Source organism: Paraburkholderia sp. MM5384-R2 (assembly GCF_014201025.1).
GTDB classification, from domain to species: Bacteria; Pseudomonadota; Gammaproteobacteria; order Burkholderiales; family Burkholderiaceae; genus Paraburkholderia; species Paraburkholderia tuberum.
This window is the reverse complement of sequence record NZ_JACHDI010000005.1, coordinates 143,903-168,262: the sequence shown is the minus strand read 5'-3', so window position 1 is coordinate 168,262 and position 24,360 is coordinate 143,903. Positions and strand designations below refer to the sequence as shown.

The following is a 24,360-nucleotide window of genomic DNA, read 5'->3' as shown; positions in this document are numbered from 1 at the left end:
GTGCAGGGTTGCGCGGTTAGGCGCATCATCTGTGGGCTTTGCCGCGATTTTCCCGCGCGCTTTCGGCGCTGACGCTGGCACGTGGGCGGTTCCACGTGCGGCTTGGCGTCCTTATCGACATGCCCGGACGCGCGCGATTCCATGTCGACACGATGCGCCGATCCGTCCGCGCGCTCCGCGGCGCGCGTCGGCCGTCTTCCGAATTGCCGAACAAGGAGCGTCCCATGCAAAACGATTCCGCCCTCGATCAGTTGTGCATCAACACGATCCGCACGCTGTCGATGGACGCCGTGCAGAAAGCCAATTCCGGCCACCCCGGCACGCCGATGGCGCTCGCGCCGGTCGCCTATCACCTGTGGCAACACCACCTGCGTTACGACCCTGACGAGCCGCTGTGGCCGAATCGCGACCGCTTCGTGCTGTCGGCCGGGCATGCGTCGATGCTGCTGTATTCGCTGCTGCATCTGGCCAACGTGAAAGCCGTCGACGAACACGGCAAGCCGACCGGCGCGCCGGCCGTGTCGCTCGACGACATCGAGCATTTCCGCCAGATCGACAGCAATACGCCGGGCCACCCCGAGTACCGGATGACGACCGGCGTCGAGACCACCACGGGACCGCTTGGGCAAGGGCTCGGCAATAGCGTCGGCATGGCGATGGCCGCGCGCTGGTACGAGAGCCACTTCAATCGCGCGGACGCGCCGCTGTTCGACTACCGCGTGTACGCGATTTGCGGCGACGGCGACATGATGGAAGGCATCTCGCACGAAGCGGCCTCGCTCGCGGGGCATCTGAAGCTGTCGAACCTGATCTGGATTTACGACAGCAACCGCGTGACGATCGAAGGCCATACGGACCTCGCGTATAGCGACGATGTGGCAAGCCGCTTTCACGGCTACAACTGGCACACGCTGCACGTCGGCGATGCGAACGACACCGCCGCGCTGGAAAAGGCGCTGGTCGAAGCGAAGAGCGTGACCGACCGGCCGACGCTGATCGTGGTCCACAGCATCATCGGTTGGGGGGCGCCGAACAAGCAGGACACCGCGTCCGCGCATGGCGAGGCGCTCGGCGTCGAGGAAGTCGCGCTCGCCAAGAAGTTCTACGGCTGGCCCGAGGACAAGTTCTTCTACGTGCCCGAGGGCGTGCACGAGCGCTTCGCGCAGGGCATCGGCGCGCGCGGCAAGGCGGCGCGCGAACAATGGCAGGCGAAGTTCGACAGCTACAAAAAGCAGTATGCGGAGCTCGCGCGCGAATTCGCGCAGATCGAGGCGCACGAATTGCCGCAGGGCTGGGACAGCGACATCCCGAGCTTCAACGCGGACCCGAAGGGCATCGCGACACGCGAATCGTCGGGCAAGGTGCTCAATGCGATTGCCGCGCGCGTGCCGTGGATGATTGGTGGCGCGGCGGACCTGTCGCCGTCGACTAAAACCAACCTGAAGTTCGAAGGCGCGGGCAGCTTCCAGGCGAATAACTATGCCGGCCGCAATCTGCACTTCGGCATTCGCGAGCATGCGATGGGCGCGGTGGTCAACGGTCTTGCGCTATCGAATCTGCGCGCGTACGGCTCGACGTTCCTGATCTTCAGCGACTACATGAAGCCGCCGATCCGCCTGTCCGCGATCATGGAAGTGCCGGCCATCTTTGTGTTCACGCACGATTCGATCGGGCTCGGCGAAGACGGTCCGACGCATCAGCCGATCGAGCAGCTCGCGTCGTTGCGCGGCGTGCCCGGCCTCACGGTGCTGCGTCCCGGCGACGCGAACGAAGCGGCCGAGGCCTGGCGTGTCGCGCTGACGCAGCCGCATCGGCCGGCGTGCATCGTCTTGTCGCGCCAGCCGCTGCCGACGCTCGACCGGAGCCGCTATGCGCCCGCGAGCGGCGTCAGGCACGGTGCGTATGTGCTCGCCGACGCCCCCGCTGGCAAGAAGCCAGAGGTGATCCTGATGGCGACCGGCAGCGAGCTATCGATCTGCGCCGACGTGTACGAGAAGCTGAAGAGCGAGGGCATCGCGGCGCGCGTCGTGTCGATGCCGTCGTGGGACATCTTCGAGCGCGAGGACAGCGCGTATCAGGAGTCGGTGCTGCCCGCGGACGTCGAGGCGCGCGTCGCAGTCGAGCAGGCTGCGTCGCTCGGCTGGGATCGGTATACAGGACGGCTCGGTGCGCAGGTCGTCATGCATACGTTCGGCGCGTCGGCGCCGATCGCGGATCTGAAGAAGAAATTCGGTTTCACGCCGGAAGTCGTGTATCAGGCGGCGAAGCAGCAGATCGAGCGGGTGAAGAAGGGGAAGGGCACTTGAGCGTGCGGCGCTCGACGACGTCGTGAACGCTTGATGCGAAAAGCGGTGGGCCGGCGGAATCTATCCGTTTCGATCAGGCGTGCGGCCACGGTTGGCGGCCGCTTGCCGGCCTACTCAGTCGCGAGGCCGGACGCCTCGCCACGCCATGAAAGGAGACTTCAAATGGCCGAGATCAATAAGGAAGACGTTGTTGCGGTGCTGAACCGGATTCTCGAATCCGAGTTGGCCGGCGTCGTCCGATATACGCACTATTCGTTCCTTGTTTTCGGATTCGGACGCATTCCGATCAGGTCGTGGTTGCGCGCGCAGGCCGATGAATCGTTGTTGCACGCACAGCAGGCCGGCGAATGGATCACGACTCTGGGTGCCTATCCGTCGCTTGCGATCGGTCCTCTGCTCGACTCGCACACCTTCGATATCTCTTCGATCCTCCGCGAGTCGTTGCAAGCCGAGAATCTTGCGTTGCAGTTGTATCGCGACCTGCTGGCGCTCGTCGAGGACCGCTCGGTTGCACTCGAGGAGTTCGCCCGTCAGATGATCCACGTCGAGGAGATGCACGCGGGCGAAGTCGACAAGATGCTGCGCCGCCCAGGGGAAATGACGACGTCGGAGGACAGCTAGTGCTGATGCCGATGATGGATATCGGGGATACCTGTCTTTCGAACGGTTCACCACATCCCCGTGCGCTTGATGCAACAAGATCCGACGATGCTGTCATCGGACAGGCGATGTGACCCACGCGAACAATCGCTGTGAGTACCGCGCGCTGACCAGCAACAGCATCGCCGCGACGCCGAAATTCCAGACCAGGATCATGACCGTCGCGTCGAGCGGATGAAACATCGACAGTGCCACAGCCGTGAGCGCGGCAACGGCCAGGCTGCCCGTCATCACCACGGGAGCGGGTGCGAGCCGCGCCACGTGACGCAGCATGATCAGCAGGGCGAGCGAGAGCGGAATGCCCGTGAGGCCGAGCGTCGCAAAACAGCGCGCGGTTTCCCCCAGCGACATGCCGTCCGGGCCGATCTCCACCCAGTTGATCAAGCATCCGTAGCCGATCGTCGAAACCCATGCCACCAGCGCGGGCAGCGGTAACAGTAGCCAGCGCAGCGACCTTCCCGGCACGCTGGCAACGAACGACGCGACGGCGGCGAGAATGCCCGTCACAGCGGCGGCCGCCACGCCCGTCACGAACACCGGCTGATGGAGCTTCGCGGCGAGGTCAGGCCGCATGCCGTGCGCCACGCCGACCAGAGTGAGCACGAGTGCTGCGAACAGGAGCCAGCCGACCGCCCGCACGGCGGGCGTGCGCAGCGGGCGCACCGGGTTTGCATCGGCAACCAGCGACTCGATCAGATCGGAGGTCGGACTCATTTGCGGACTCATTTGCGGTCTCCCTGCGTGAGGAGCTTGTGCAGGCTTTTCAGCCCGCGATGCACAGCGACCTTCAACGCGGCAACAGTCATTCCACTCGCCACAGCCGCCTCTTTCAAAGACATCTCCTCGAGTTTGAGCATACGTATCGCGTCGCGCTGCCCGGGCGGCAAACGCTCGATCGTCTCGCGCAGCATGCGCGCATCGGTGGCCTCTTCCATCAGATTCGCTGTGGGGTCGGCCAAGGTTTCATGTTCATCGTCGAGCGGCACCTCGCGGGCGTCAAGACTCCCAGCGTGGCGCAGCGTATCGACGATGCGGCGCATGGCGACGGTCAGCAGCCAGGGGCCGAACGGTCGCGCGGGGTCATAGGTATGGCGCACGCGATGCACGGTGGCGAGGACGTCCTGCACGACGTCCTCGACTGCGTTGGGATGCACCCCATGACGGTCCGCGAGGTTGCGCAGATACGGCGTCATGCTCTGCAGCAGCCGGCGGTAGGCGTCGCGATCGCCTTGCTGCGCGCGCGCCATCAAAACGGACCAGTCGGGCGTGCCGTCGGGCCGCGTTGCGTCATCCAGCGTGGCGCCGCGCGGTTCGCCGCCAAGCGGTGTGGACCGCTCGGGCAGCATGCGCGCGACGCTGCGGTGTCGATAGTTGGACATCGTTGCAGTCAGTGGAAGAGGCGATCTGCGCAAAAAAATAATTGGTGCGCGGCGTAACCTTTGGCCGCGCCGGACCGAATCTGCTTAGGAGATCGCAGCTTCGCGATCCCAACCCTCGGAGAAGATACTATGAGCAAGTCCGCTTTGACCATTTCGTCGCTGTCCGCCGCGGTCGGCATGGCGCTTGCAATGCAGGCGTTGCCCGCGCAGGCGCAGGGTATGGGCAAAACGCCGCAGGTCGTGAAGGACAACATGGCCAGAATGGCACAGAACCACCTCGAAAAGTGCTACGGCATCAACGCGGTTGCGAAGAACGACTGTGCAGCAGGGGCGCACTCGTGCGCCGGCCAGGCCGCTCAGGCGCGCGACCCGAAGTCATTCGTGCTGTTGCCCGCGGGCGATTGCAGCAAGATCGCGGGCGGCCAGACGAAGGCAGGCTGAGGGGCGCTGCGGCCATGAGCGCAACCGTCGCCCGCACGCGCGCGCCGGCCAGCCCGATTCCTTCGAGGGCCGGCGTGGGACTGCGTTTTCGCCATCATCGGGCCGTGCTCGACGAACGACAGGCCGCGGCGTGGTTCGAGGTGCACACTGAAAACTACATGGGCGGCGGGCCCGCTACGCGCTATCTGGATGCGATTCGCCGCGACTATCCGGTCTCCCTGCACGGTGTGGGCCTCTCGCTCGGCAGCGCCGATGGGCTCGACGCCGCACATCTTGCACGCGTGAGCGAGGTCGTCGCGCGCGTACAGCCCGGCCTCGTCTCCGAGCATCTTGCGTGGAGCGTGACGGGCGGTACGTATCTCGCCGATCTGCTGCCGTTGCCGATGACCGAAGAATCGCTCGACGTCGTGTGCCGGAACGTCCATCGGGTGCAGACGGCACTCGGGAGGCGGATTCTCGTGGAGAACCCGTCCACTTATCTTCGCTTCGCGCATTCGACAATACCGGAGTGGGAGTTCCTCGCGCATCTCGCACAACGCACGGGATGCGGGCTCCTGTGCGATGTGAACAACATCTACGTCAGCGCGTGCAATCACGGATGGGATCCGCACACGTATCTCGACGCCCTGCCGCCGGCGGCCATCGACGAGATCCATCTTGCCGGCCACAGCGTGAGGCAATTAGAGGGCGGCCAGGTCTTGCGAATCGACGATCACGGCTCACGCGTCGCGGCGCAGGTGTGGGCGCTCTATGCGGCTGCGCTGCAACGCTTCGGGCCGGTGCCGACACTGATCGAATGGGACACCGACGTGCCGCCGCTCGACGTTCTCATCGAGGAAGCCGCAACGGCGGAATCAGCACTGGAGGCGGTTCGCCATGAACATGCACACGCCATCGCTGGCTGATCTTCAACAGGCCATGCGCCGCAGCCTGCTCGAAGGCGCCAGTGAAAGCGCCGCCGCCACCGTGCTGGCCGATGGTCTCGATCCCCAAGCACGCCTGAACATTTATCGGAACACAGCGGAAGGTGTGCTGGTCGATGCGCTGCGGCTTGCCTTTCCCGCCGTGCAGCGCCTCGTCGGCGGGGACTTCTTTGAGGGCGCAGTGCGCCTGTTCATGCATGCTTCGCCGCCACACAGCGCATGGCTCGACGACTACGGCGCACAGTTTCCGAGCTTCCTCGCGCGGATGCCACAACTCTCATCGGTACGATATGTGGTCGACGTCGCGCGGTTCGAATGGCAGGTGAATGGCGTGCTGCACGCACCCGACATCGCGCCGCTCGATCCAGTACGTCTCGCACGGCTTGATGAGGGCGCGCTCGGCTTGCTGCGGTTATCGCCTCATCCGGCGACGCGGTTGCTGCGCTGCGACGCTCCCGCTGACGCGATCTGGCGCGCCGTGCTCCAGCAGGACGACGCGGCGCTGCGCGCAATCGACCTCGCGGATAAGCCTGTGCATCTGCTCGTGCAACGTGTCGATGAAGGCGTCGATACCCTGCGCTTGAGCGCTGGAGAGTGGCGCATCAGCAAGGCGCTTTTTGCGGGCGAGGGGCTCGGCGCGGCGCTGACACGCGCGCCGGAAGCGGATGGTCTTGCACTCATTGGCGCCTACCTTGCACGGGGATGCTTCGCCCGGACGTCGCAGATTGCCAGCCGTATTCGGATCGACCAGGGATCATCGACATGACTCGCCACTGCAACCCTGCAAACGGCCGTAGCGTATTTCAGTGCGCAGTTCAGTTGCTGGAAAACGTGCCTTACTGGCTGCTGGCCATTCCGCTGCGCCTCGCGGTTGCAACGATTTTCTGGAACTCGGCAATGACCAAGCTCGCGAACTGGGATGCGGCGCTCGAACTGTTTCGCGACGAATACAGGCTGCCGTTGTTGCCGCCGGATGTGGCAGCACACATTACCGTATCGATAGAACTGAGCATGCCGGTGTTGCTGGTGCTCGGCCTGGGCGTCAGGCCCGCCGCATTGGTCCTGCTCGGGATGACCTCCGTAATAGAGCTGTTTGTGTACCCGCAGGCGTGGCCGACGCATATTCAGTGGGCAGCCATGCTGCTCGTCCTGTTGTGCCGGGGCGCCGGAGCCTTGTCGCTCGACCATCTGGTACGTCAACGACTGTGGAGCGTTGCTTCGTCGGACGGCGTCCGGCGTCAGCGCGGTGATGGTTGATTTCGACAGGAGGACCGTCACCGTGAGCAATGTCGTTCTTGCATCTGTGCTGACCTGCCCGCAATGCGGGACCGCTACGCCGGAAACCATGCCCACGGATGCATGCCAGTTCTACTACGAGTGTCCGGCCTGTCATGCGCTGCTGCGTCCGAAGCCGGGCGACTGCTGCGTGTTCTGTTCATTCGGCACGGTACCGTGTCCGCCTGTTCAGTACAGGCGCGCGTGCTGCGAACCTCAGACAAGGTAACGCTATGACGAAAGCATCAATCTGAAGGCACTGAGGACGCGGGGCTCGCCCCTTCCTGGAAGCCTCGCGCTTCCCCCTCGAAACGCTTGACGGACTGACTCAGTTCGGCCCCGAACCGTCGTTCGGTGTGTCACGAATAAAGGGCTGCTACGCATTGCCAACGGACTTTCAGATCGGGCAAGCATCGCTTCGTTCGCACCCGACGCCGCGGGATACGGTTCTCGACAGCTTCTCAGCCTCGGCTCTCATCAGCCGTCCGTCGAAACGGTGGTAGCCTCCCATGCATCGATTTCCACCTTCAATGCCGACAACTTGTCTCGAACGAGCCCGAGTGCGTCGCTACCGAGCAAAAGACGCGTGGGCGGACGATCCCTTGCCATGGCGGCCAGCATTGCGCGCGCCGCTTTGCTGGGATCTCCCAATTGCTTGCCGCTTTTTTCCTCGCGGGCCTGGCGGATGGGATTGAAAATATCGTCGTAATCCGAAATCGAGCGGGGGGTCCGCGTCATCGAGCGACCTGCCCAGTCAGTGCGAAATGAGCCCGGCGCCACGGCCGTCACGGCAATACCGAAGGGCTTGACCTCTTTGCCAAGCGCCTCGGAGATGCCCTCCAACGCAAACTTGCTCCCGCAGTAATAAGCGATTCCCGGCATCGTGATGTAGCCGCCCATCGATGTGATATTCAGAATGTGGCCGCGGCGGCGCTCACGCATGAACGGCAGGACGGCCTTCATCATGGCGACCGCACCAAATACATTCACATCGAACTGTCGGCGCATATCCGAGAGCGGCGATTCCTCCATGATGCCCTCGTGGCCGTAGCCGGCATTGTTGACCAGCACATCGATTGGTCCGACGTCAGCCTCGATTTCCGCCACGACGCCGTCGATCGCGTCGAAGTCGGTCACGTCGAGCACGCGTCCCCAAGCGGCATTCGCGGATACGGACTCGAATTCACGCTTTGCCTGGACACTTCTCACCGTACCGACGACCTTGTGACCCACCGCCAGCGCTTCCTGTGCGAGCGCGCGGCCAAAGCCGCTGCTGACGCCGGTGATGAGCAGTGTTTTGCTGGTTGCCATTGAAGCTTCTCCCGAATGTCGATTGGAGAGTGCATACTAATCTGACCAGCGAGGCAAATTAAGCCGAATTCCGCTGATTTTCTTGCATAAAACTATGAACACGATACGCGCTTTGGCCCAGCATCCAGCTCTATCCTCTCGAAGCCGGAAACGCATGATTGTCCTGCTACGCGCGTTGGCGCCCGACGAGGGCTACAACCTGACGGCACTGCCGAGCGTCCGCATCTTGCGGTCGAACCGGGCGCTATCGCGCACGCCGGTTCTGTACGATCCCGGTATCGTGATCGTCTGCCAGGGCCGCAAGCGAGGTTATTTCGGCGACCGGCTCTACCTGTACGACGAGCGTCACTACCTGGCCGTGTCCGTGCCCGTGCCGTTCAGCATGGAGACCGACGCAACCGAGGAGCGCCCACTGCTCGCGCTGTATCTGCACCTCGATTTCGCATTGGCCGCCGAACTTGCGGAGCGGATCGACCGCGAAGGCGTAGGGGAGTGCGTACCAGCACCTCAAAGCATGATGTCGACGCCGATGGATGACGCAATGCAAGCGTCCGTGCTGCGCTTCCTCGAGGCGATGCATCGGCCACTCGAATCTGCCGTGTTGGGCGCCGGGCTGCTGCGTGAACTGTATTTCCGGGTGCTCACCGGAGCCCAGGGAGTCTCGTTGCGCGAGGCTTTGGCGATGCGAGGACAGTTCGGCCAGATAGGCCGCTCACTCCGCCTGATTCATGCAAGCTATGCGCAGCCCCTCGACGTGAGGCAACTGGCCGACGAAGCGGGTATGAGCATTCCGAGTTTCCACAGCCACTTCAAGGCAATTACGCAGGTGTCGCCGATGCAATATGTGAAGTCGACGCGCCTTCATCAGGCTCGCCTGTTAATGGTGCGCAAGGAGCTAACCGCGGAGGCGGCGGGACACGCTGTGGGTTATGCGAGCCCGTCCCAGTTCAGCAGGGAATTCAGGCGTCTGTTTGGCTTGACGCCTGCCGCAGAGGCTAAGCGTATGCGCGAGAGCTTCGCGATCCCGGCAGTATTCGCTGATACGGCTTATGTCTCGTCGCACTGAATTTGCCGTGGGTCGATTTTATACACGACCTACTGGAAGGCGAAATTTCGGGGGAAGCTCAATCGAGACGTCTTGGCACACAGGCCGACCCGTTGGGGCGAACTCGGCCTTCTGGCGCGTTATGACCGGCCAGTCACACCAACTTTTTTCTACCGTCGCGATCTGTGTTGCCAGTCGCGGCTATTCGGTCACGCTACGCCCGACGAAATTGAACCGCCTGGTCGCATTGCGCTCATTTGCGCCCGGTTGCCAGCCTTGATTGCTGTCATTGGCCGGCTGGCGACTTTGTGGTTGGGGTCGCCAGCGAGTTGTTAACCCCGTAAGCGGGGGGGCGGGACGTCGAGCTACTGTTCGCGCTATTCGGCTGGCCCGAGGTCGGCGACCCGGCGCCGCTGTCCGTGTTGGTGGCACCAGGCGTGCCGTAGCCACTCGTTGCAGCGGCCGGCGACTGTGTGCTCGGAGTCGCCAGCGTGTTGTTGCTTTGTGCAGATACGCCGCCCGACAGCGTGAGTGCGGCGACGGCCGCGATCAATGTGCTGGTTGCCTTGTTCATGACACGCTTCTCCTTGGTTGGACTGCGATTTCGACGCAAACGATGCTTTCGTACCGTTTCCGTCGCGGTCCCGTAATGCCAAGTTTAGGAAAGCGGTGGCTGATAGTTACGCGCATTATTCACAATGGTGAATATCGATTTTCGGCGCTAACCGGGTAACCTGACGCGCGCTGGTCCCCAATCCGAGGCTATCAGTCACCGCGCGCAAGACGGCCACTGCGGCCGCCATTATTTCTCTTCCCGCATCGACGGCGTAAACGTGATTCCGACCAGCAATCCTTCCGGCCCGATGAAGCGACTGACCGTCTGGCCCCACGGCTCATTCCGGTTCCTGACCAGCATCCGGTACCCTTGCGATTCAAGTTCCGCCGTTGCCGCCGGGACGTCGTCGACATCAAACTCGATCCAGGCTTGCGGGATGGGTACGTCGCGAGGCCACGAATCCGTGCCGAAGCACGACTGGGAGGCGTGGGAGAGCGGCCACAAGGCGAAAGAGTTTGCGCCGTTCAGACCCTCCGTATGGAGATAGCCGCCGTTCTCTTCCTTGAAGGGGATACCGAAGGCCCGGCCGTAGAGATCGCGGCTTGCCTGGGCTTCAATCACAATCGGGCCAAAACCTGCGATGAACAAGGCCGTGGCTTTGGGGATCTTTTCCATGGCTTCTCCTTTGCCGCGAAAGAGCGGCGCGATGAAGAACGAACATGTTCGCCCACGCCCATCGAACGGATCTGGCGGCGAGTTTTCCGGTACCGCGGGGCATGGCATGGTTGAGTGTAGGCTTGTTTCGGGTGGCCGGCGATGCATCGCCCGGCGCCGTGGCGCGTGCGTCGACGCGAAACGGCGTTGGCACGCTTTACCGTCGCTTTGCAAGAATTGCAGAAATTCGCGCGGGTGCGATGCCCGGCCATCAAGCCTCGGCGTTGATGCGGTCTTGCGCGTTGTCCTCGCCGCCTCGTTCAAGCGTGCTGCGATATGCGCGCGACTGCATCTCGGCAAGCCGGCTCAGCGTACGCGACAGATCATGCGCGCCTTCGAGACCGATCAACGCGGTCTCGATCGGCTGATCGGAGGCGATGAAGAGCGCGCGCTTGCGGTCGTAGAAGATGTCGATCAGCCAGACAAGTCGCTGCAGCGTATGCGGCTGCCTCAGCGCTTCCGTATGCAGACGATCGACCATCAAGCCTTGCCATTGCTCGGCGAGATCGAGGTAGTCGAGGTGCGAGCGGCTTGCGACGCACAACTGCTCGAAGTCCGCCCACAGCAGCGCGCGGCCGGCTGCCCGCGCTTCGAGCGGCCGGCCCGCCGCGCTCAGCCTGACCGGCTCGATCGCAGCGTCGCGTTCATGGCTCGTGAAGATATCGCGCAACGCGGCCTCGCTCGACGCATTGAGCGGCGCGAAAAAGCGCCGCACCTCGGCCGCTTCGCCGCCGAAGCGGTAATCGCGCACGCCGTCGAAATGGATCACCGTGAAGCCGCGTTTGATCTGCGCGATGGTCGGCAGAAAGCGCTCGTGAAACTCGGGGTCGGGCAACAGATCGTCCGGTGCGTAGTTCGACGTCAGCACGATACGCGTGCCCAGCTTGATCGCGGTGTCGAGAAAGCGGCCCATCAGGAACGCGTCGGCGATATCGTGCACATGGAATTCGTCGAAGCACAGCAGCTCGATACCGTCGAGCCATTGCCGCGACACGTCGCCGAGCCGGTCGTCGCCACGCGGCGCGTGCACGAGCCGGCGGTTCATTTCGCGCAGGAACTCGTGGAAATGCAGGCGCCGTTTGCGGCATGGCGCAAGCTCGAACAGCGTATCGACGACGAGGCTCTTGCCGCGGCCCGGCAGTCCGTGACAGTAGACGCCTTGCGGCCCGAACGCGGCGGTGGACCATGCCTGCCGCGCGCGCTGCTGCGCGCCGACCAACCCGACGAGCGCGCCGGTGGCCTCGCGCTGCCGTGCATCGGCAGAGATGCCGCGCGCGGTCAGTGCGCGCGCGATGCGGGTTTCGTCAAGCATGGCCAAGAGCGTCCATGCCTGATGACGCGAATGACGCGAATGATGCAACTCGCGCGAATGACGCAGTCTGGGCCGCCGCGAAAACGGCGAGGACGTGTGTGAGCATGAGATAACGGCCGACGTGATGGCCTGCGGCGAAGCAGACCCAATGAGCGCGTGCACGGAGCGCGCGCCATTTTACCAGCCACGTTCTGCGTCGAACGTTGGCGCGCACAGGCGTCGTCGAGCCGCTACCGCGTCATTTGTCGTGATGCCCCGGCAGCACGGCACCGAGCACCTGCTTCGCCGTTTCGACCACCACGTTGCCCTGATCGGGGTCGCCCTTCATCAACGTCTCGGCGAACGCTTTGGCCTGCGCGAGCGTGACATGCGGCGGCAGCGGCGGCACGTTCGGATCGGCCTTCACCTCGATCACGACCGGACGATTCGACGCGAGCGCGTCGTCCCAGGCGGTGGCCATCTGATCGGGATTGTCGACATAGATGCCCTTCAGACCGATCAGCTCCGCGAAGCGGTGATACGGCACGGACGGAATGCTCTGCGAGGCCTCGAACTTCGGATCGCCTTCCATCACGCGCTGCTCCCATGTGACCTGATTCAGGTCGCCATTGTTGAGCACCATGCAGATCCAGCGCGGATCGCTCCAGCCTTGCCAGTACTTCGCGACTGTGATCAGTTCGGCCATGTTGTTCATCTGCATCGCGCCGTCACCGACGAGCGCGATCACGGGCCGCTCGGGGTACGCGAACTTCGCGGCGATCGCATAGGGCACGGCCGCGCCCATCGACGCGAGCCCGCCCGACAGCGAGCACATCATGCCGCGCTGCACTTGCAGATCGCGTGCGTACCAGTTCGCGACCGAGCCCGAATCGCTGGTGACGATCGCGTTCGAGGGAATGCGCTTCGACAGCTCCCATACCGAGAGCTGCGGATTCAGGCCATCTTTCGCGGGTTCGTGCGCGCGTTTCTCCAGCGTCTTCCACCAGTCGGACACCCAGCCTTCGATGCGCTCGCGCCACAGCCGATCCTTCTTTTCCTCGAGTAGCGGCAGCAGCGCGCGCAGCGTCTCGGCGCTATCGCCGACGAGGTTCACTTCCATCGGATAACGCAGGCTCAGCATGTCGGCCTTGATGTCGATCTGCACGCCGCGCGCGTCGCCTTCCTTCGGCAGAAATTCCGAGTAGGGGAAGCCCGAGCCGATCATCAGCAACGTATCGCAATGGGTCATCATGTCGTAGCTCGGCTTCGTGCCGAGCAGGCCGATCGAACCGGTCACCCACGGCAGATCGTCGGGCAGCGCGGCCTTGCCCAGCAGCGCCTTGGCGACGCCGGCGCCGAGCTTCTCGGCGATCGCGATCACTTCGTCGGTCGCGTGCAGCGCGCCCGCGCCGACCAGGATCGCGACCTTGCGGCCGGCGTTCAGCACGTCGGCGGCCTGGCGCAACTGCTCGTCGCTCGGCACGACGCGCGGGCGCGCGTAACCGATGCCGGAATGCAGCGTGCCGTGCTTGCGCCCCGGCGGCTCGTAGGGGATGTCCTGCAGATCGTTCGGCAGTATCAGCGCCGTGACCGCGCGCTCGGCGAGCGCGATGCGCACCGCGCGATCGACCAGATGACGGACCTGCGCGGGCATCGTCGCAAAGCCGACGAACGAGCCGGCCACGTCCTTGAACATCGCGGGCAGATCGAGCTCCTGCTGATAGTGTCCGCCGATCGCCGCGCGTGCCTGCTGACCGGTAATCGCCAGCACCGGCATGTGATCCATGCGCGCGTCGTACAGCCCCGTCAGCAGATGCGATGCGCCCGGCCCTGAGGTCGCGATGCACACGCCCAACTCGCCGGTGAATTTCGCATGCGCGGAGGCCATGAACGCGGCCATTTCTTCGTGTCGAACCTGAATGAATTCGATCGGGCCCGGCTGATCCGTGCTTTTGTGGCGTTTCTTCGCTTCGCTCTGCGCGCGGTTCAACGCGCCGAACACGCCGTTGATGCCATCGCCTGGATAGCCGTAGATACGCCGCACGCCCCATGCATGCAGCCGCCCGATGATGAAATCGCCGACGGTTTCAGCCATGATCCTCGCTCCTCGATAGCCAGTCGATGCCGCCCTGCGAAATGGGCGGCCGTCGTCGGTATCGGCGAGCAAGGGTTGTTCCTTGCGAATGGCTTGCTACCCGGTCTTGATCCTCGGCTGCGGCGCGTCGAGCGGTTCGTGCCCGAAGCGCTCGTATTGCGATATCACCTGCGCGCCGAACAGCAGCAGTGTCGCGAGCCATTCGAAGCTGAGCAGGATCACGATCGCCATCGTCAGCGAACCGTAGACGACGCTGACCTGCGACAGCGTGGCGAAATACCAGACCAGCACGTGCCGCGTGATCTCCCACAACGCGCCGGCCACCACGCCGCCGATCAGCGCGTGTTTGAGCGACGGCCGTCCCACCGGCATCACCAGATACACCGAGGTCAGCACGAAGATTTCGCCGGCGAGCCCGAACAGATACAGCATCACCCGCGAGAAGCCATGCAACGACACGTGCAGGCCGAACAGTCTGAGTCCTTCTGCGCCGATCGTGTCGAGCGCGCTCGACACGAACGTGACGATCAGCAGTCCCACGCCGAGAAACAGGATGTAGCAGTACGGCAGCAGCGCCGAGATCAGGAAGTGGCGCCGCTTCACGACGACCCGATGCACGAAGATCAGCGACATCGCGTTTTCGAGCACGGTGAACGCGAGCGAGCTGAAGAAGATCATCGTCAGCAGCAGCACCCAGCCGATTACCGCGCGATGCAGCAGGAAGTTCGACAGCTCACGCACGAGCGCGGCCGATTGTCCGGGCACGAGCCAGCGCAGCAGATGCGCAAGCGCGTCGAGCACCAACTGCTGCGGCACCACGCGCGACAACACGATGACGATCAGGATCAGCAGCGGCACGATGGACAGCAACGCGTAGTACGCGACCGCGCCCGCGAGCAGCAGCCCCTGGTTCGCGCGAAACGCTTTCAGCGTTTGCAGCAGGAAGCGCCAGGGATGTCTGGCGATAGACAGCGCTTGCTGGTCGAGCAGGATCGGCATGAGGCCTCGCGGTGCGCGCCGGGCACTGCCGGATGGCAGCCGCTCTCGACACGCCTGTGTGCTTTATATACCGTAAGCAGATACGGGGCCATCAATGGCGCGGCATATAGTTTGCTTGGCCGCGTTCGCAAGATCGCGTTCCCTTGCCGAGGACAGCCGATGGATCAGTCGCCGCGTCGGACCGACACCGCGCCGCAAGCCAACGATCTGGTGATCGCGCGGCCGGAAGGACTGTATTGCCCGCCCGGCGATTTTTACATCGATCCGTGGCGGCCGGTCGAACGCGCGGTGATCACACATGCGCATTCCGACCATGCGCGTTTCGGTCATCAGCGCTACCTGGCCACACGCGCGGGCGCGAGCGTGCTGCTGTCGCGGCTGCCCGGCATCGCGCTGCACACGCTCGACTACGGCGAGCCGCTGACGATTGGCGCGGCGCGCGTGTCGCTGCATCCGGCCGGGCACGTGCTCGGCTCGGCGCAGGTGCGGATCGAATGCGCGGGCCGCGTGTGGGTGGCGTCGGGCGACTACAAGCTCGAAGCCGATCCGACCTGCGCCGCGTTCGAACCGGTGCGCTGCGATACGTTCATCACCGAATCGACGTTCGGTCTGCCGATCTATCGCTGGGATACGCCGCAAAGCGTGTTCGATTCGATCGATTCATGGTGGCGTCACAACGCCTCCGAAGGGCGCGCGTCGGTGCTGTTCTGCTATTCATTCGGCAAGGCGCAACGCGTGCTCGCGAGTGTCGATGCGGCGATCGGGCCGATCTTCTGCCACGGCGCGCTCGAGCCGCTCAATCGCGCGTATCGCGACGCGGGCGTGCGTCTGCCGGCGCTCGGTCTGGTCGGCGAGATTGCCGCGAAAGACAAGGGGGTATTCAAACAGGCGCTGATCGTCGCGCCGCCGACCGCGCAGAACAGCGCGTGGCTCAAGCGCTTCGGCGACTACAGCGATGCGTTCGCGTCGGGCTGGATGCGCCTGCGCGGCGCGCGTCGCCGGCGCGGCGTCGATCGTGGCTTCGTGCTGTCGGATCACGCGGACTGGCCGGGTTTGCAAACGGCGATACGCGAGAGCGGCGCCTCCCGCGTGATCGTCACGCATGGTTCGATCGAACCGATGGTGCGCTGGCTCAACGAACAGGGCCTGCACGCCAGCGCGTTCGAAACGCAATACGGCGACGATACCGTCGAAGCCGATGCGGCCGGCGCCGACCAGGCGCCGGCGTCGAGCGAATCATGACGGGCACCGTATGAAACGCTTCGCGGCTCTCTACACCGCGCTCGATGCGACCACGTCGACGCACGACAAGCTCGCGGCGCTGAGCAGTTATTTCTCGGTGGCCGACCCCGAAGACGCGGCATGGGCGTCGTATTTCCTCGCGGGCGGCAAGCCGCGTCAACTCGTGCCGACCCGTTTGCTGACCGAAATCGCGCGCGAGCGCGCCGGCTTGCCCGAGTGGCTGTTCGAGGAGTCGTATCACGCGGTGGGCGATCTGGCCGAGACCATCGCGCATATCCTGCCGCCCGCGTCGCGCAACTCCGAACTGGGTCTCACGCAATGGATCGAGCAACGCATGCTGCCGTTGCGCGGCCTGCCGCCCGACGAGTTGCGCAGGCGTTTGCTCGGCTACTGGGACGAACTCGACTGGGGCGGTCGTTTCCTGCTGACCAAGCTGATCGGCGGCGGCTTTCGTGTCGGCGTCGCGCGGCAACTGGTGGTGCGTGCGCTCGCCGAAGTGGCCGGCGTCGATCACAAGCGGATCGCGCAACGAATGGTCGGCTGGACCGATTCGCAACAGAAGCCCGATGCGGCGCGCTATCTGCGTCTGATCGCGCCGCAGACCGACGACGATCCGCAAGCGCACGCGTCTGAACACGATAGCGACCTCGGCCTGCCGTATCCGTTCTTTCTCGCGCATCCCTTGCAGACCGATCCGGCGACGCTCGGCGATCCCGCGCACTGGCTGATCGAGTGGAAGTGGGACGGCATACGCGCGCAACTCGTCAAACGCGGCGGCCGCGTGTGGTTGTGGTCGCGCGGCGAGGATCTGATTACCGATCGTTTTCCCGAAGTCGCGGCATTGGGCGAGTCATTACCCGATGGCTACGTGATCGATGGCGAGATTCTCGCGTGGGAGCCCGGCGCGGCAGCGCCATTGCCGTTCGCGCGGCTGCAACCGCGCATCGCGCGCAAGACGCTGACGCGCAAGATACTCGCGGATTCGCCCGCCGCGCTACTCGCATACGACCTGCTCGAAGCAAACGGACGGGACCAGCGCATGAACCCGCTCGCTGAACGGCGCGCACGCCTCGATGCGCTGGCCAGCTCCGTCGATGGCACGCTCGCGCGTGGTCTGCTGCGCGTATCGCCGCTCGTCCTTGCCGCGGACTGGACCGCGCTCGCGGCGTTGCGCGACGAGAGCCGCGCGCGCGGCGTCGAAGGTTTGATGCTCAAGGAGCGCGAGTCGATGTACGGCGTAGGTCGTACCAAGGCCTCGGGCACGTGGTGGAAATGGAAGATCGAGCCTTATGCGGTGGACGCTGTACTTATTTACGCGCAGCGCGGTCATGGCCGTCGCGCGAGTCTTTACACGGACTACACGTTCGCCGTGTGGGACGAGGCCGACGGCGTGCGCACGTTGGTGCCGTTCGCGAAGGCCTATTCAGGGCTCACGGATGAAGAGATGCGTCGGGTCGATGCGATCGTGCGCAAGACCACCGTCGATAAATTCGGCCCGGTGCGCAGCGTGACGCCAACGCTCGTGTTCGAGATCGGCTTCGAAGGGATACAAGCAAGTTCGCGTCACAAGTCCGGCGTGGCCGTGCGTTTTCCACGCATGCTGCGCTGGCGCACGGACAAACACATCGACGACGCAGATACGCTCGCGATGCTGAAAGGGTTCATCGATAATCGTGCGGGATAACCCGCAGAGCACAAACCCCTAACATGTCGAGCATTTTTTTATCGGCATCGTCGCTTATTCTTTGTTAAGACCGCGTCATCGATTCGCGCCATCAGTGCGCAAGCGGCATGCATTGCGTGGCCCCCCAATCCGTTGAAATTACCGATAACCCGCGACGCCCCGGAACGAGGCGGATAGCACAAAGACAGAGCGTCAATCGATGTTGCGCAGCGCGCACATCGCAGGCGCCGTCATTCAAACGCCGTGATGAATGGGCACGCTGAATCCCGCATTCCAGCTGATTGAAACGCTGGAAAGCGCGACGAGGCGTGCTGGCCGCGGCATTGTCCGATGCGAAGCGGGAATAACAAAAAGCTGCTCGTAGTCCGGCAAAAGCAATGGGATCGAATCTTGCGCGTGTGGCGCGGATGCCCTTCAGGGCCAATGTAAAAGGGCGAGAAAAAATGACAGTGTTCAACGACAACGTGGACAGCAGCGACGACGTGCTCGTATGGCGACCGATCCGCTATGCGATGGCCGCGCATCGTCGCGTGCTGGTAGTCGACGATTACCGGGAAGCGGCCGATGCGCTGCAAATGCTACTGATGGCCGACGGCTTCGAATGCCGCGCGCTCGACGATCCGTTTGCCGTGTGCGAGACCGCGCGCGAATGGCAGCCGTTCGCGGTGGTGCTCGACATCAAGATGCCTGGACTCGACGGGCTCGAACTCGCGCGGCGGCTGCGCGCGCATCCGCAGACTTCACACATGCTGCTGGTCGCGTGTACCGCGTTTGCGTCGCGCGACGATCGCGCGCTCGCGAAGGCCGCCGGCTTCGACGCGCATTGCGCCAAACCGTTGACACCCGAACGTCTGCTGCGCGTGCTCGAATCGGCGGCGGCGCTGCATGCGGCGGAGCCATCATCTGAATCACGTTGTTAGCGAAAACTTACTGACAGTTCTGTTATTTCTGCACGGTCGTCGCCAGAAAATCGCACTCGTCGCTGTGCGAATCCGTTTGTCATCAATCTGCCATCTGTCCGCCACCGTTCTGTCCAACGCAGTTTCTTAAGCCATGCGTGCCGCTGCGCTGCCCGGCGCACAGCAGTTTCCTCTCGCTATTGCATGCAGGCCCACTCGTTGCTGAAAGACCGATGATGCGGCGCGCTCGTGCGCGCCGCCCATGGTCATTCGCACCGAGGGAGATCCGACATGAGCGACACGCAACGTCCGGCACCGCCGTTTCCTGAACAGCAGCAGGACCAGAGGCCCGGCCGCACGGCCGACATGAACCCGCAACCGGATCACGGCGAGAAAACCTATGAAGGATCGGGGCGTCTCGCAGGCAAGGCGGCGATCGTGACCGGCGGCGACAGCGGCATCGGCCGCGCGGTCGCGATCGCGTTCGCGCGCGAAGGTGCGGATGTGCTGATCGCCTATCTCGACGAAGACGACGATGCGCGCGAGACCGCGCGCTGGGTCGAGGACGCGGGTCGCAAGGCGGTGCTGGTCGGCGGCGATATCCGCGATCGCACGCATTGCGATGCGATCGTCGACAAGGCGATCGAGGCATTCGGCCGGCTCGACGTGGTGGTCAACAACGCCGCGTATCAGATGAGCTATCCGTCGCTCGATGCGATCAGCGACGAAGAATGGGACAAGACCTTCGATACCAACATCGGCGCGATGTTCAGGATCACGCGCGCGGCGGTGCGCCATATGAAGCCGGGCGGCGCGATCGTCAATACGTCGTCGATCAATGCCGATCATCCGAATCCTGGTCTTATCGCGTATGCGACCACCAAGGGCGCGATCCAGAACTTCACCGGCGGTCTCGCGCAATTGCTCGCGGAAAAGGGCATTCGCGCGAACTGCGTCGCGCCGGGACCGATCTGGACGCCGTTGATTCCATCGACGATGCCGGCCGACAAGGTCGAGCAGTTCGGCAAGCAGGTGCCGATGAAGCGCCCCGGCCAACCGGCCGAACTGGCCGCCGCGTACGTGATGCTCGCGTCGGATGAAGCGAGCTACATCTCGGGCGCGACCATTGCGGTAACGGGCGGCGCGCCGATTATTTAGGTTGTCGAATTGATGGCGGCATGGCCGCCTGCGCTTGCGTACGAGGTTCGCGCAGTGGGTTTTCATAACGTCATAAGGGAGAGTGCCATGAAGATCGATGTATCCGTCAAACTGGCTGCCGCGCTCGTTTCAGGCTGCTTCGCGCTAGGCTTTGCGCAGGCGGGCTTCGCGCAGACCGGTACCAATCCGTCCATGCAACACAGCAAGTCTGCCGCGCAACCCGGCGCAAGCCAGGAAGAGTCGCGCACGCCGGACACGACCAGCGCGAACAACGCGAACGGCAATGTCGGCGAATCGGGGGGCGCCACCAATGGGGTCGCCGGCGGCGGCAATGGGAAAACCACCAACCGGCGCTTCAAAGGCGCGACGCCGCCGCGGGCGGGTAGTGGGGCGGGGCAATAAGCGATCCGTCGAGCGCGTCGGCCTGCCTCGCGACGCGCCGGACGCCGCGGCGGCATCGCGCTCGCGCGCTGTCGCCGCTTTGCATTGGTTTGAGTTGCGTTGAGTTCCGTCGCGCGCCGCACCGCTTGCGCGATGCCTTGTGAGGAGGAAATCCGATGGCTACCCCCGATGCTGAAACCGCCCGGGCCGACGCGCCGGCGTCGCATGCATTGACGTTCGAGATCAACGGCGAGACGCGGCGCTTCGACGTCCAAGCGTGGACCTCCCTGCTCGATCTGCTGCGCGAGCATGCGCACCTGAGCGGCACCAAGAAGGGCTGCGATCACGGTCAATGCGGCGCTTGTACGGCGATCGTCAATGGCCAGCGGATCAATACCTGCCTCGCGCTCGCGGTCGTGTACGACGGCGCATCGATCACGACGATCGAAGGTCTCGCGAACGGCGACACGTTGCATCCGCTGCAGCAGGCGTTCATCGATCACGACGCGTTCCAGTGCGGCTACTGTACGCCCGGACAAATCTGCTCGGCGCACGCGATGCTCGAAGAAGGACATGCGCGCTGCGCGGACGATGTGCGCGAGCAGATGAGCGGCAATCTGTGCCGCTGCGGCGCGTATCCGAACATCGTCGCGGCGATTCTCGACGCTGCGCATTTCGGTGACGATGACGCAAGGCAAGACAGTGCGGTCGCGAATAAATCTGGAGCGCGGCCATGAACCGCTTCTCATACACGCGCGCCGATGCGGTGCAGGATGCGCTCGAACGGCATCGTTCGGACAGGGGCGCCGCGTTCATCGCGGGCGGCACGAATCTCGTCGACCTGCTGCGCGAAGACGTGGCGCGCCCGGCTTTGCTCGTCGACATCAACCGTTTGCCGCTCAGGCAGATCGAAGCGTCGGCGCAGGGCGGCCTGAAGATCGGCGCGCTCGTAACCAATAGCGCGCTCGCGTATGACGATACCGTCGCGACCCGCTACCCGCTGCTCGCGAAAGCGATCCTGGCAGGCGCGTCGCCGCAGATTCGCAACGTCGCGACGGTCGGCGGCAATCTGCTGCAACGCACGCGCTGCTACTACTTCTACGACGTGGGCACGCCGTGCAACAAGCGCGAACCCGGCAGCGGCTGTCCGGCGCTGAATGGCGTGAACCGCATTCACGCGATCCTCGGTGCGAGCGAGCACTGCATCGCCGTGCATCCGTCCGATATGTGCGTCGCGTTGGCGGCGCTCGGTGCCACCGTGCATCTGATCGGCAACGACGGCGCACGCACGCTGCCGTTCGCGGATTTTCACCGGCTGCCCGGCGCTACGCCGCAGATCGACACCAACCTGCGCGACGACGAACTCGTGACCGCGATCGAACTGCCGCCGCAAGGTTTTGCCGCGCATCACGCGTACGTGAAGGTGCGCGACCGCGCATCGTATGCGTTCGCGCTGGTGTCGGCCGCGGTCGGCGTCGAACTCGATGACGAGTCGCGCATCGTCGACGCGCGTTGCGCGCTCGGCGGCGTCGCGCACAAGCCGTGGCGCGATCCCGCCGCCGAAGCCGCACTGCGCGGCGCGATGCTGAACGCGCGAACGTTGCGCGACTTTGCGGCGACGCTGCTGCGCGGTGCGCGCCCTCAGCGCGACAACGCGTTCAAGATCGAACTCGCGGCGCGCGTGATCGTGCGCGCCTTCGGCGAGGCCACACAACGTTCGTTCGAGGAGGCCGCGCGATGAACCGTGCCGATACCTTGCCGTCGACAGGCAGCCCGAAGCCTGCCACCGGCGTGCCGCATTCGCGTGTGGACGGGCCCGTCAAAGTGACCGGCGCCGCGCAATATGCCGCCGAGTTCTGCGTCGAAGGGCTCGTGTATGGCGTCGTCGTGTCGGGCACGATCGCGGCCGGCAAGATCGTGTCGATCGATACCTCGGCCGCCGAGGCGCTGTCCGGCGTGCTGCTCGTGCTCACGCATCGCAAGCGCCCGGCGCTGCCGTCGGACGTCGACGCGTTCAAGGACATGGTCGCGCCCGGCGGCACGCCATTGAGGCCGCTGTGGGACGAGCGCGTGTGGTACAGCGGGCAGCCAGTTGCGCTGGTGGTCGCGCAATCGCTGGAACTGGCGCGCTACGCGGCGTCGCTGGTGCTGGTGCGTTACGAGGCCGGCTCGCACCAGACCGATATCGAAGCAGCGTTGACGAGCGCCGTGCCGCCGTCGGCCGAGAAGGGCGGCTTCGATCCGCCTCCGCCCGAGCGTGGCGACCCACGCAAGGCCTTGGCCGCTGCAAAGGCGCGCGTGGACGCGTTCTACACGACACCACCGGAGTATCACAATCCGATGGAAATGCACGGATGCACCGTGGTGCCCGATGCGCAAGGACGCTTGACCGTCTACGAAAAAACTCAGGGCGTCGTCAATACGAAGGGCTATCTGACGCGTGTGTTCGGTTTGAAAGACGACGAAGTGCAGGTGGTGTCGCCGTTCGTCGGCGGCGCGTTCGGCTCCGGCTTGAGGCCGCAATATCATCTGGCGCTCGCGGTAATGGCCGCGCGCGAACTGAAGAAACCCGTGCGCGTCACACTGACCCGGCAGCAGATGTTCACCTTCGCGCATCGTCCGCAAACGGTGCAGCGCGTCGCGCTCGGCGCGTCGGCGGATGGCCGCCTGCAGGCGGTGATCCATGAGGCGGTGTCGGAAACCTCGCGCTACGAGGACTACTGCGACGTGGTGGTCAACTGGGCGGGGCAGCTGTATCGATGCGACAACGTGTCGATGGGCTACAGGGTCGCGAGGCTCGACGTGCCGACACCGGCCGACATGCGCGCGCCCGGCGCGACACAGGGGCTCTTTGCGCTCGAAGTCGCGATGGACGAACTGGCCGAGGCATTGCGGATGGACCCGCTCGAATTGAGGCTCGTCAACTATGCGGAGCGCGACGCGAACAGGAATCTGCCGTTTTCGAGCAAGGCGCTGCGCGACTGCTATCGCGAAGGCGCGGCCCGCTTCGGCTGGGCGGGGCGGCCGCTCGAGGCGCGCGCACGCCGCGACGGCAACGAGTTGATCGGCTGGGGCATGGCGACCGGTGCGTGGGACGCGATGCAGAACGAAGCGGCCGCACGCGCGGTGTTGACGCCCGATGGCCGCGTCAGCGTGTCGAGCTCGACCGCCGATATCGGCACCGGAACCTACACCGCGATGACGCAGATCGCCGCCGACGCGCTCGGCGTGCCGCTCGGCGACGTCAGTTTCGAACTCGGCGACACCCGGCTGCCGAAGGCGCCGATCGAGGGCGGATCGTGGACGGTGTCGTCGGTGGGCAGCGCCGTCGATGCCGCGTGTACGCGCCTGCACAACCGTCTGGTTGAACTGGCGCGCGAACATGGTGGGGCACGGTTCGCGTCGGCGACTCGCGAACACGTGCGGCGCGAGCGCAACCGGCTCGTGTGCGGCCCACACGCGGACGACTCGATCGCGATTGCGACGCTGTTGCAGCGCGCCGGGCTGGACGAACTCGAAGAGCAGGCCAGCGTGAAGCCGCACGAAAAGCAGCAGGCGTATTCGATGGGCACGCATTCGGCGGTATTCGCCGAAGTGCGCGTCGACGAAGCGCTCGGCACCGTGCGGGTCACGCGCGTGGTCAGCGCGGTCGCGGCGGGACGCATCGTCAATCCGAAGACGGCGGGCAATCAGGTCGCGGGCGGCGTCGTGTGGGGCATCAGCATGGCGCTGCACGAGCACGGCCAGTTCGATCACGCGCTAGGACGACAGATGAATCACAACCTCGCCGAATATCACATGCCGGTGAATGCCGACATTCACGAGATCGACGTGCTGTTCGTCGACGAGCGCGATGACATCGTCAATCCGCTCGGCGTCAAAGGTGTCGGCGAAATCGGCGTGGTGGGCGTGGCCGCGGCAGTGTGCAACGCGATCTGGCATGCGACCGGCAAACGCATCCGCGATTTGCCCATTACGCCCGACAAGCTGCTCGGCTGACT

Annotated in this window: 24 protein-coding genes; 16 read left to right on the top strand and 8 right to left on the bottom strand. The window is 64.4% G+C overall.

The genetic code is table 11. From position 1 onward, the window contains the following. Positions 1 to 224: 224 nt before the first annotated feature. Positions 225 to 2,306 carry a transketolase gene (tkt, locus tag HDG37_RS11230; RefSeq protein ID WP_184047018.1) on the top strand — a complete coding sequence of 694 codons (2,082 nt, stop codon included), beginning with the start codon at positions 225 to 227 and terminating at the stop codon, positions 2,304 to 2,306. 162 nt (positions 2,307 to 2,468) lie between these two features. Continuing rightward, positions 2,469 to 2,927 (top strand): bacterioferritin, encoded by a 459-nt coding sequence (locus HDG37_RS11225; RefSeq protein WP_018425186.1) that lies wholly within the window; start codon positions 2,469 to 2,471, stop codon positions 2,925 to 2,927. Between the two features lie 93 nt (positions 2,928 to 3,020). Here the strand turns inward: HDG37_RS11225 and HDG37_RS11220 are convergent, their stop codons facing one another. Together HDG37_RS11220 and HDG37_RS11215 are read right to left on the bottom strand one after the other, a co-directional pair. Further along, a complete protein-coding gene (locus tag HDG37_RS11220) occupies positions 3,021 to 3,680 on the bottom strand; it encodes an NrsF family protein (protein WP_184047015.1) in 660 nt (219 codons plus the stop codon). A gap of 8 nt (positions 3,681 to 3,688) precedes the next feature. After that, positions 3,689 to 4,312: a sigma-70 family RNA polymerase sigma factor gene (locus tag HDG37_RS11215; protein WP_260334583.1), complete on the bottom strand. Its 624-nt coding sequence runs from the start codon at positions 4,310 to 4,312 to the stop codon at positions 3,689 to 3,691. 162 nt (positions 4,313 to 4,474) lie between these two features. On the opposite strand from HDG37_RS11215, the gene HDG37_RS11210 reads away from it, so the two are divergent. The 5 genes from HDG37_RS11210 to HDG37_RS39190 are packed head-to-tail and all read left to right on the top strand — an operon-like array spanning position 4,475 to position 7,213. Then, entirely contained in the window at positions 4,475 to 4,786 is a 312-nt protein-coding gene (locus HDG37_RS11210; RefSeq protein ID WP_184047011.1) for a DUF2282 domain-containing protein, read from the top strand. Between the two features lie 14 nt (positions 4,787 to 4,800). Continuing rightward, a complete protein-coding gene (locus tag HDG37_RS11205; protein WP_184047008.1) occupies positions 4,801 to 5,691 on the top strand; it encodes a DUF692 domain-containing protein in 891 nt (296 codons plus the stop codon). Next, positions 5,663 to 6,475: a putative DNA-binding domain-containing protein gene (locus tag HDG37_RS11200; protein ID WP_184047006.1), complete on the top strand. Its 813-nt coding sequence runs from the start codon at positions 5,663 to 5,665 to the stop codon at positions 6,473 to 6,475. Before HDG37_RS11205 ends, HDG37_RS11200 begins: the two co-directional genes overlap by 29 nt. Then, entirely contained in the window at positions 6,472 to 6,966 is a 495-nt protein-coding gene (locus HDG37_RS11195) for a DoxX family protein (protein WP_184047004.1), read from the top strand. The genes HDG37_RS11200 and HDG37_RS11195 overlap by 4 nt, the downstream gene beginning before the upstream one ends. Before the next feature lie 22 nt (positions 6,967 to 6,988). Further along, a complete protein-coding gene (locus HDG37_RS39190; RefSeq protein ID WP_311541211.1) occupies positions 6,989 to 7,213 on the top strand; it encodes a GDCCVxC domain-containing (seleno)protein in 225 nt (74 codons plus the stop codon). 248 nt (positions 7,214 to 7,461) lie between these two features. On the opposite strand, the gene HDG37_RS11190 is transcribed toward HDG37_RS39190, so the two are convergent. Then, positions 7,462 to 8,295, bottom strand: coding sequence for an oxidoreductase (locus HDG37_RS11190; protein ID WP_184047001.1), 834 nt, complete (start codon positions 8,293 to 8,295; stop codon positions 7,462 to 7,464). A 154-nt stretch (positions 8,296 to 8,449) separates the two neighbouring features. Here HDG37_RS11190 and HDG37_RS11185 point away from each other — a divergent pair, with 154 nt between their 5' ends. Next, complete coding sequence (locus HDG37_RS11185) at positions 8,450 to 9,361, top strand: AraC family transcriptional regulator (protein WP_260334606.1); 912 nt, start codon at positions 8,450 to 8,452, stop codon at positions 9,359 to 9,361. A gap of 265 nt (positions 9,362 to 9,626) precedes the next feature. Here the strand turns inward: HDG37_RS11185 and HDG37_RS11180 are convergent, their stop codons facing one another. The 5 genes from HDG37_RS11180 to HDG37_RS11160 form a co-directional block, all read right to left on the bottom strand. After that, the gene (locus HDG37_RS11180; protein ID WP_184046995.1) at positions 9,627 to 9,914 is read right to left on the bottom strand and encodes a hypothetical protein; all 288 of its coding nucleotides are present in this window, start codon (positions 9,912 to 9,914) and stop codon (positions 9,627 to 9,629) included. A gap of 228 nt (positions 9,915 to 10,142) precedes the next feature. Then, positions 10,143 to 10,571, bottom strand: a complete 429-nt coding sequence (locus HDG37_RS11175) for a VOC family protein (RefSeq protein ID WP_184046992.1) — start codon at positions 10,569 to 10,571, stop codon at positions 10,143 to 10,145. 250 nt (positions 10,572 to 10,821) lie between these two features. After that, a complete protein-coding gene (gene zapE / locus HDG37_RS11170; protein ID WP_184046988.1) occupies positions 10,822 to 11,922 on the bottom strand; it encodes a cell division protein ZapE in 1,101 nt (366 codons plus the stop codon). A 238-nt stretch (positions 11,923 to 12,160) separates the two neighbouring features. Next, positions 12,161 to 13,996, bottom strand: a complete 1,836-nt coding sequence (locus HDG37_RS11165; protein WP_090809915.1) for a thiamine pyrophosphate-requiring protein — start codon at positions 13,994 to 13,996, stop codon at positions 12,161 to 12,163. 96 nt (positions 13,997 to 14,092) lie between these two features. Further along, entirely contained in the window at positions 14,093 to 14,995 is a 903-nt protein-coding gene (locus tag HDG37_RS11160) for a YihY/virulence factor BrkB family protein (protein WP_184046984.1), read from the bottom strand. A 159-nt stretch (positions 14,996 to 15,154) separates the two neighbouring features. On the opposite strand from HDG37_RS11160, the gene HDG37_RS11155 reads away from it, so the two are divergent. The 8 genes from HDG37_RS11155 to HDG37_RS11120 all read left to right on the top strand — a co-directional run bounded on the left by HDG37_RS11155 (position 15,155) and on the right by HDG37_RS11120 (position 24,358). Next, positions 15,155 to 16,237 carry a ligase-associated DNA damage response exonuclease gene (locus tag HDG37_RS11155; protein WP_184046981.1) on the top strand — a complete coding sequence of 361 codons (1,083 nt, stop codon included), beginning with the start codon at positions 15,155 to 15,157 and terminating at the stop codon, positions 16,235 to 16,237. Positions 16,238 to 16,247: 10 nt separating this feature from the next. After that, positions 16,248 to 17,921: an ATP-dependent DNA ligase gene (locus HDG37_RS11150; protein ID WP_184046979.1), complete on the top strand. Its 1,674-nt coding sequence runs from the start codon at positions 16,248 to 16,250 to the stop codon at positions 17,919 to 17,921. A 443-nt stretch (positions 17,922 to 18,364) separates the two neighbouring features. Beyond that, positions 18,365 to 18,841 carry a response regulator gene (locus HDG37_RS11145; protein WP_018425151.1) on the top strand — a complete coding sequence of 159 codons (477 nt, stop codon included), beginning with the start codon at positions 18,365 to 18,367 and terminating at the stop codon, positions 18,839 to 18,841. 270 nt (positions 18,842 to 19,111) lie between these two features. After that, positions 19,112 to 19,978 (top strand): glucose 1-dehydrogenase, encoded by an 867-nt coding sequence (locus HDG37_RS11140; RefSeq protein ID WP_184046976.1) that lies wholly within the window; start codon positions 19,112 to 19,114, stop codon positions 19,976 to 19,978. An 87-nt stretch (positions 19,979 to 20,065) separates the two neighbouring features. Beyond that, positions 20,066 to 20,380, top strand: a complete 315-nt coding sequence (locus HDG37_RS11135; protein ID WP_184046973.1) for a hypothetical protein — start codon at positions 20,066 to 20,068, stop codon at positions 20,378 to 20,380. Between the two features lie 155 nt (positions 20,381 to 20,535). Further along, positions 20,536 to 21,096, top strand: a complete 561-nt coding sequence (locus tag HDG37_RS11130; protein WP_184046970.1) for a (2Fe-2S)-binding protein — start codon at positions 20,536 to 20,538, stop codon at positions 21,094 to 21,096. Continuing rightward, complete coding sequence (locus HDG37_RS11125) at positions 21,093 to 22,100, top strand: xanthine dehydrogenase family protein subunit M (protein ID WP_184046968.1); 1,008 nt, start codon at positions 21,093 to 21,095, stop codon at positions 22,098 to 22,100. The genes HDG37_RS11130 and HDG37_RS11125 overlap by 4 nt, the downstream gene beginning before the upstream one ends. Beyond that, on the top strand, positions 22,097 to 24,358 hold the full coding sequence (locus HDG37_RS11120; RefSeq protein ID WP_184046966.1) for a xanthine dehydrogenase family protein molybdopterin-binding subunit: 2,262 nt from the start codon (positions 22,097 to 22,099) through the stop codon (positions 24,356 to 24,358). Before HDG37_RS11125 ends, HDG37_RS11120 begins: the two co-directional genes overlap by 4 nt. Positions 24,359 to 24,360 lie beyond the last annotated feature (2 nt).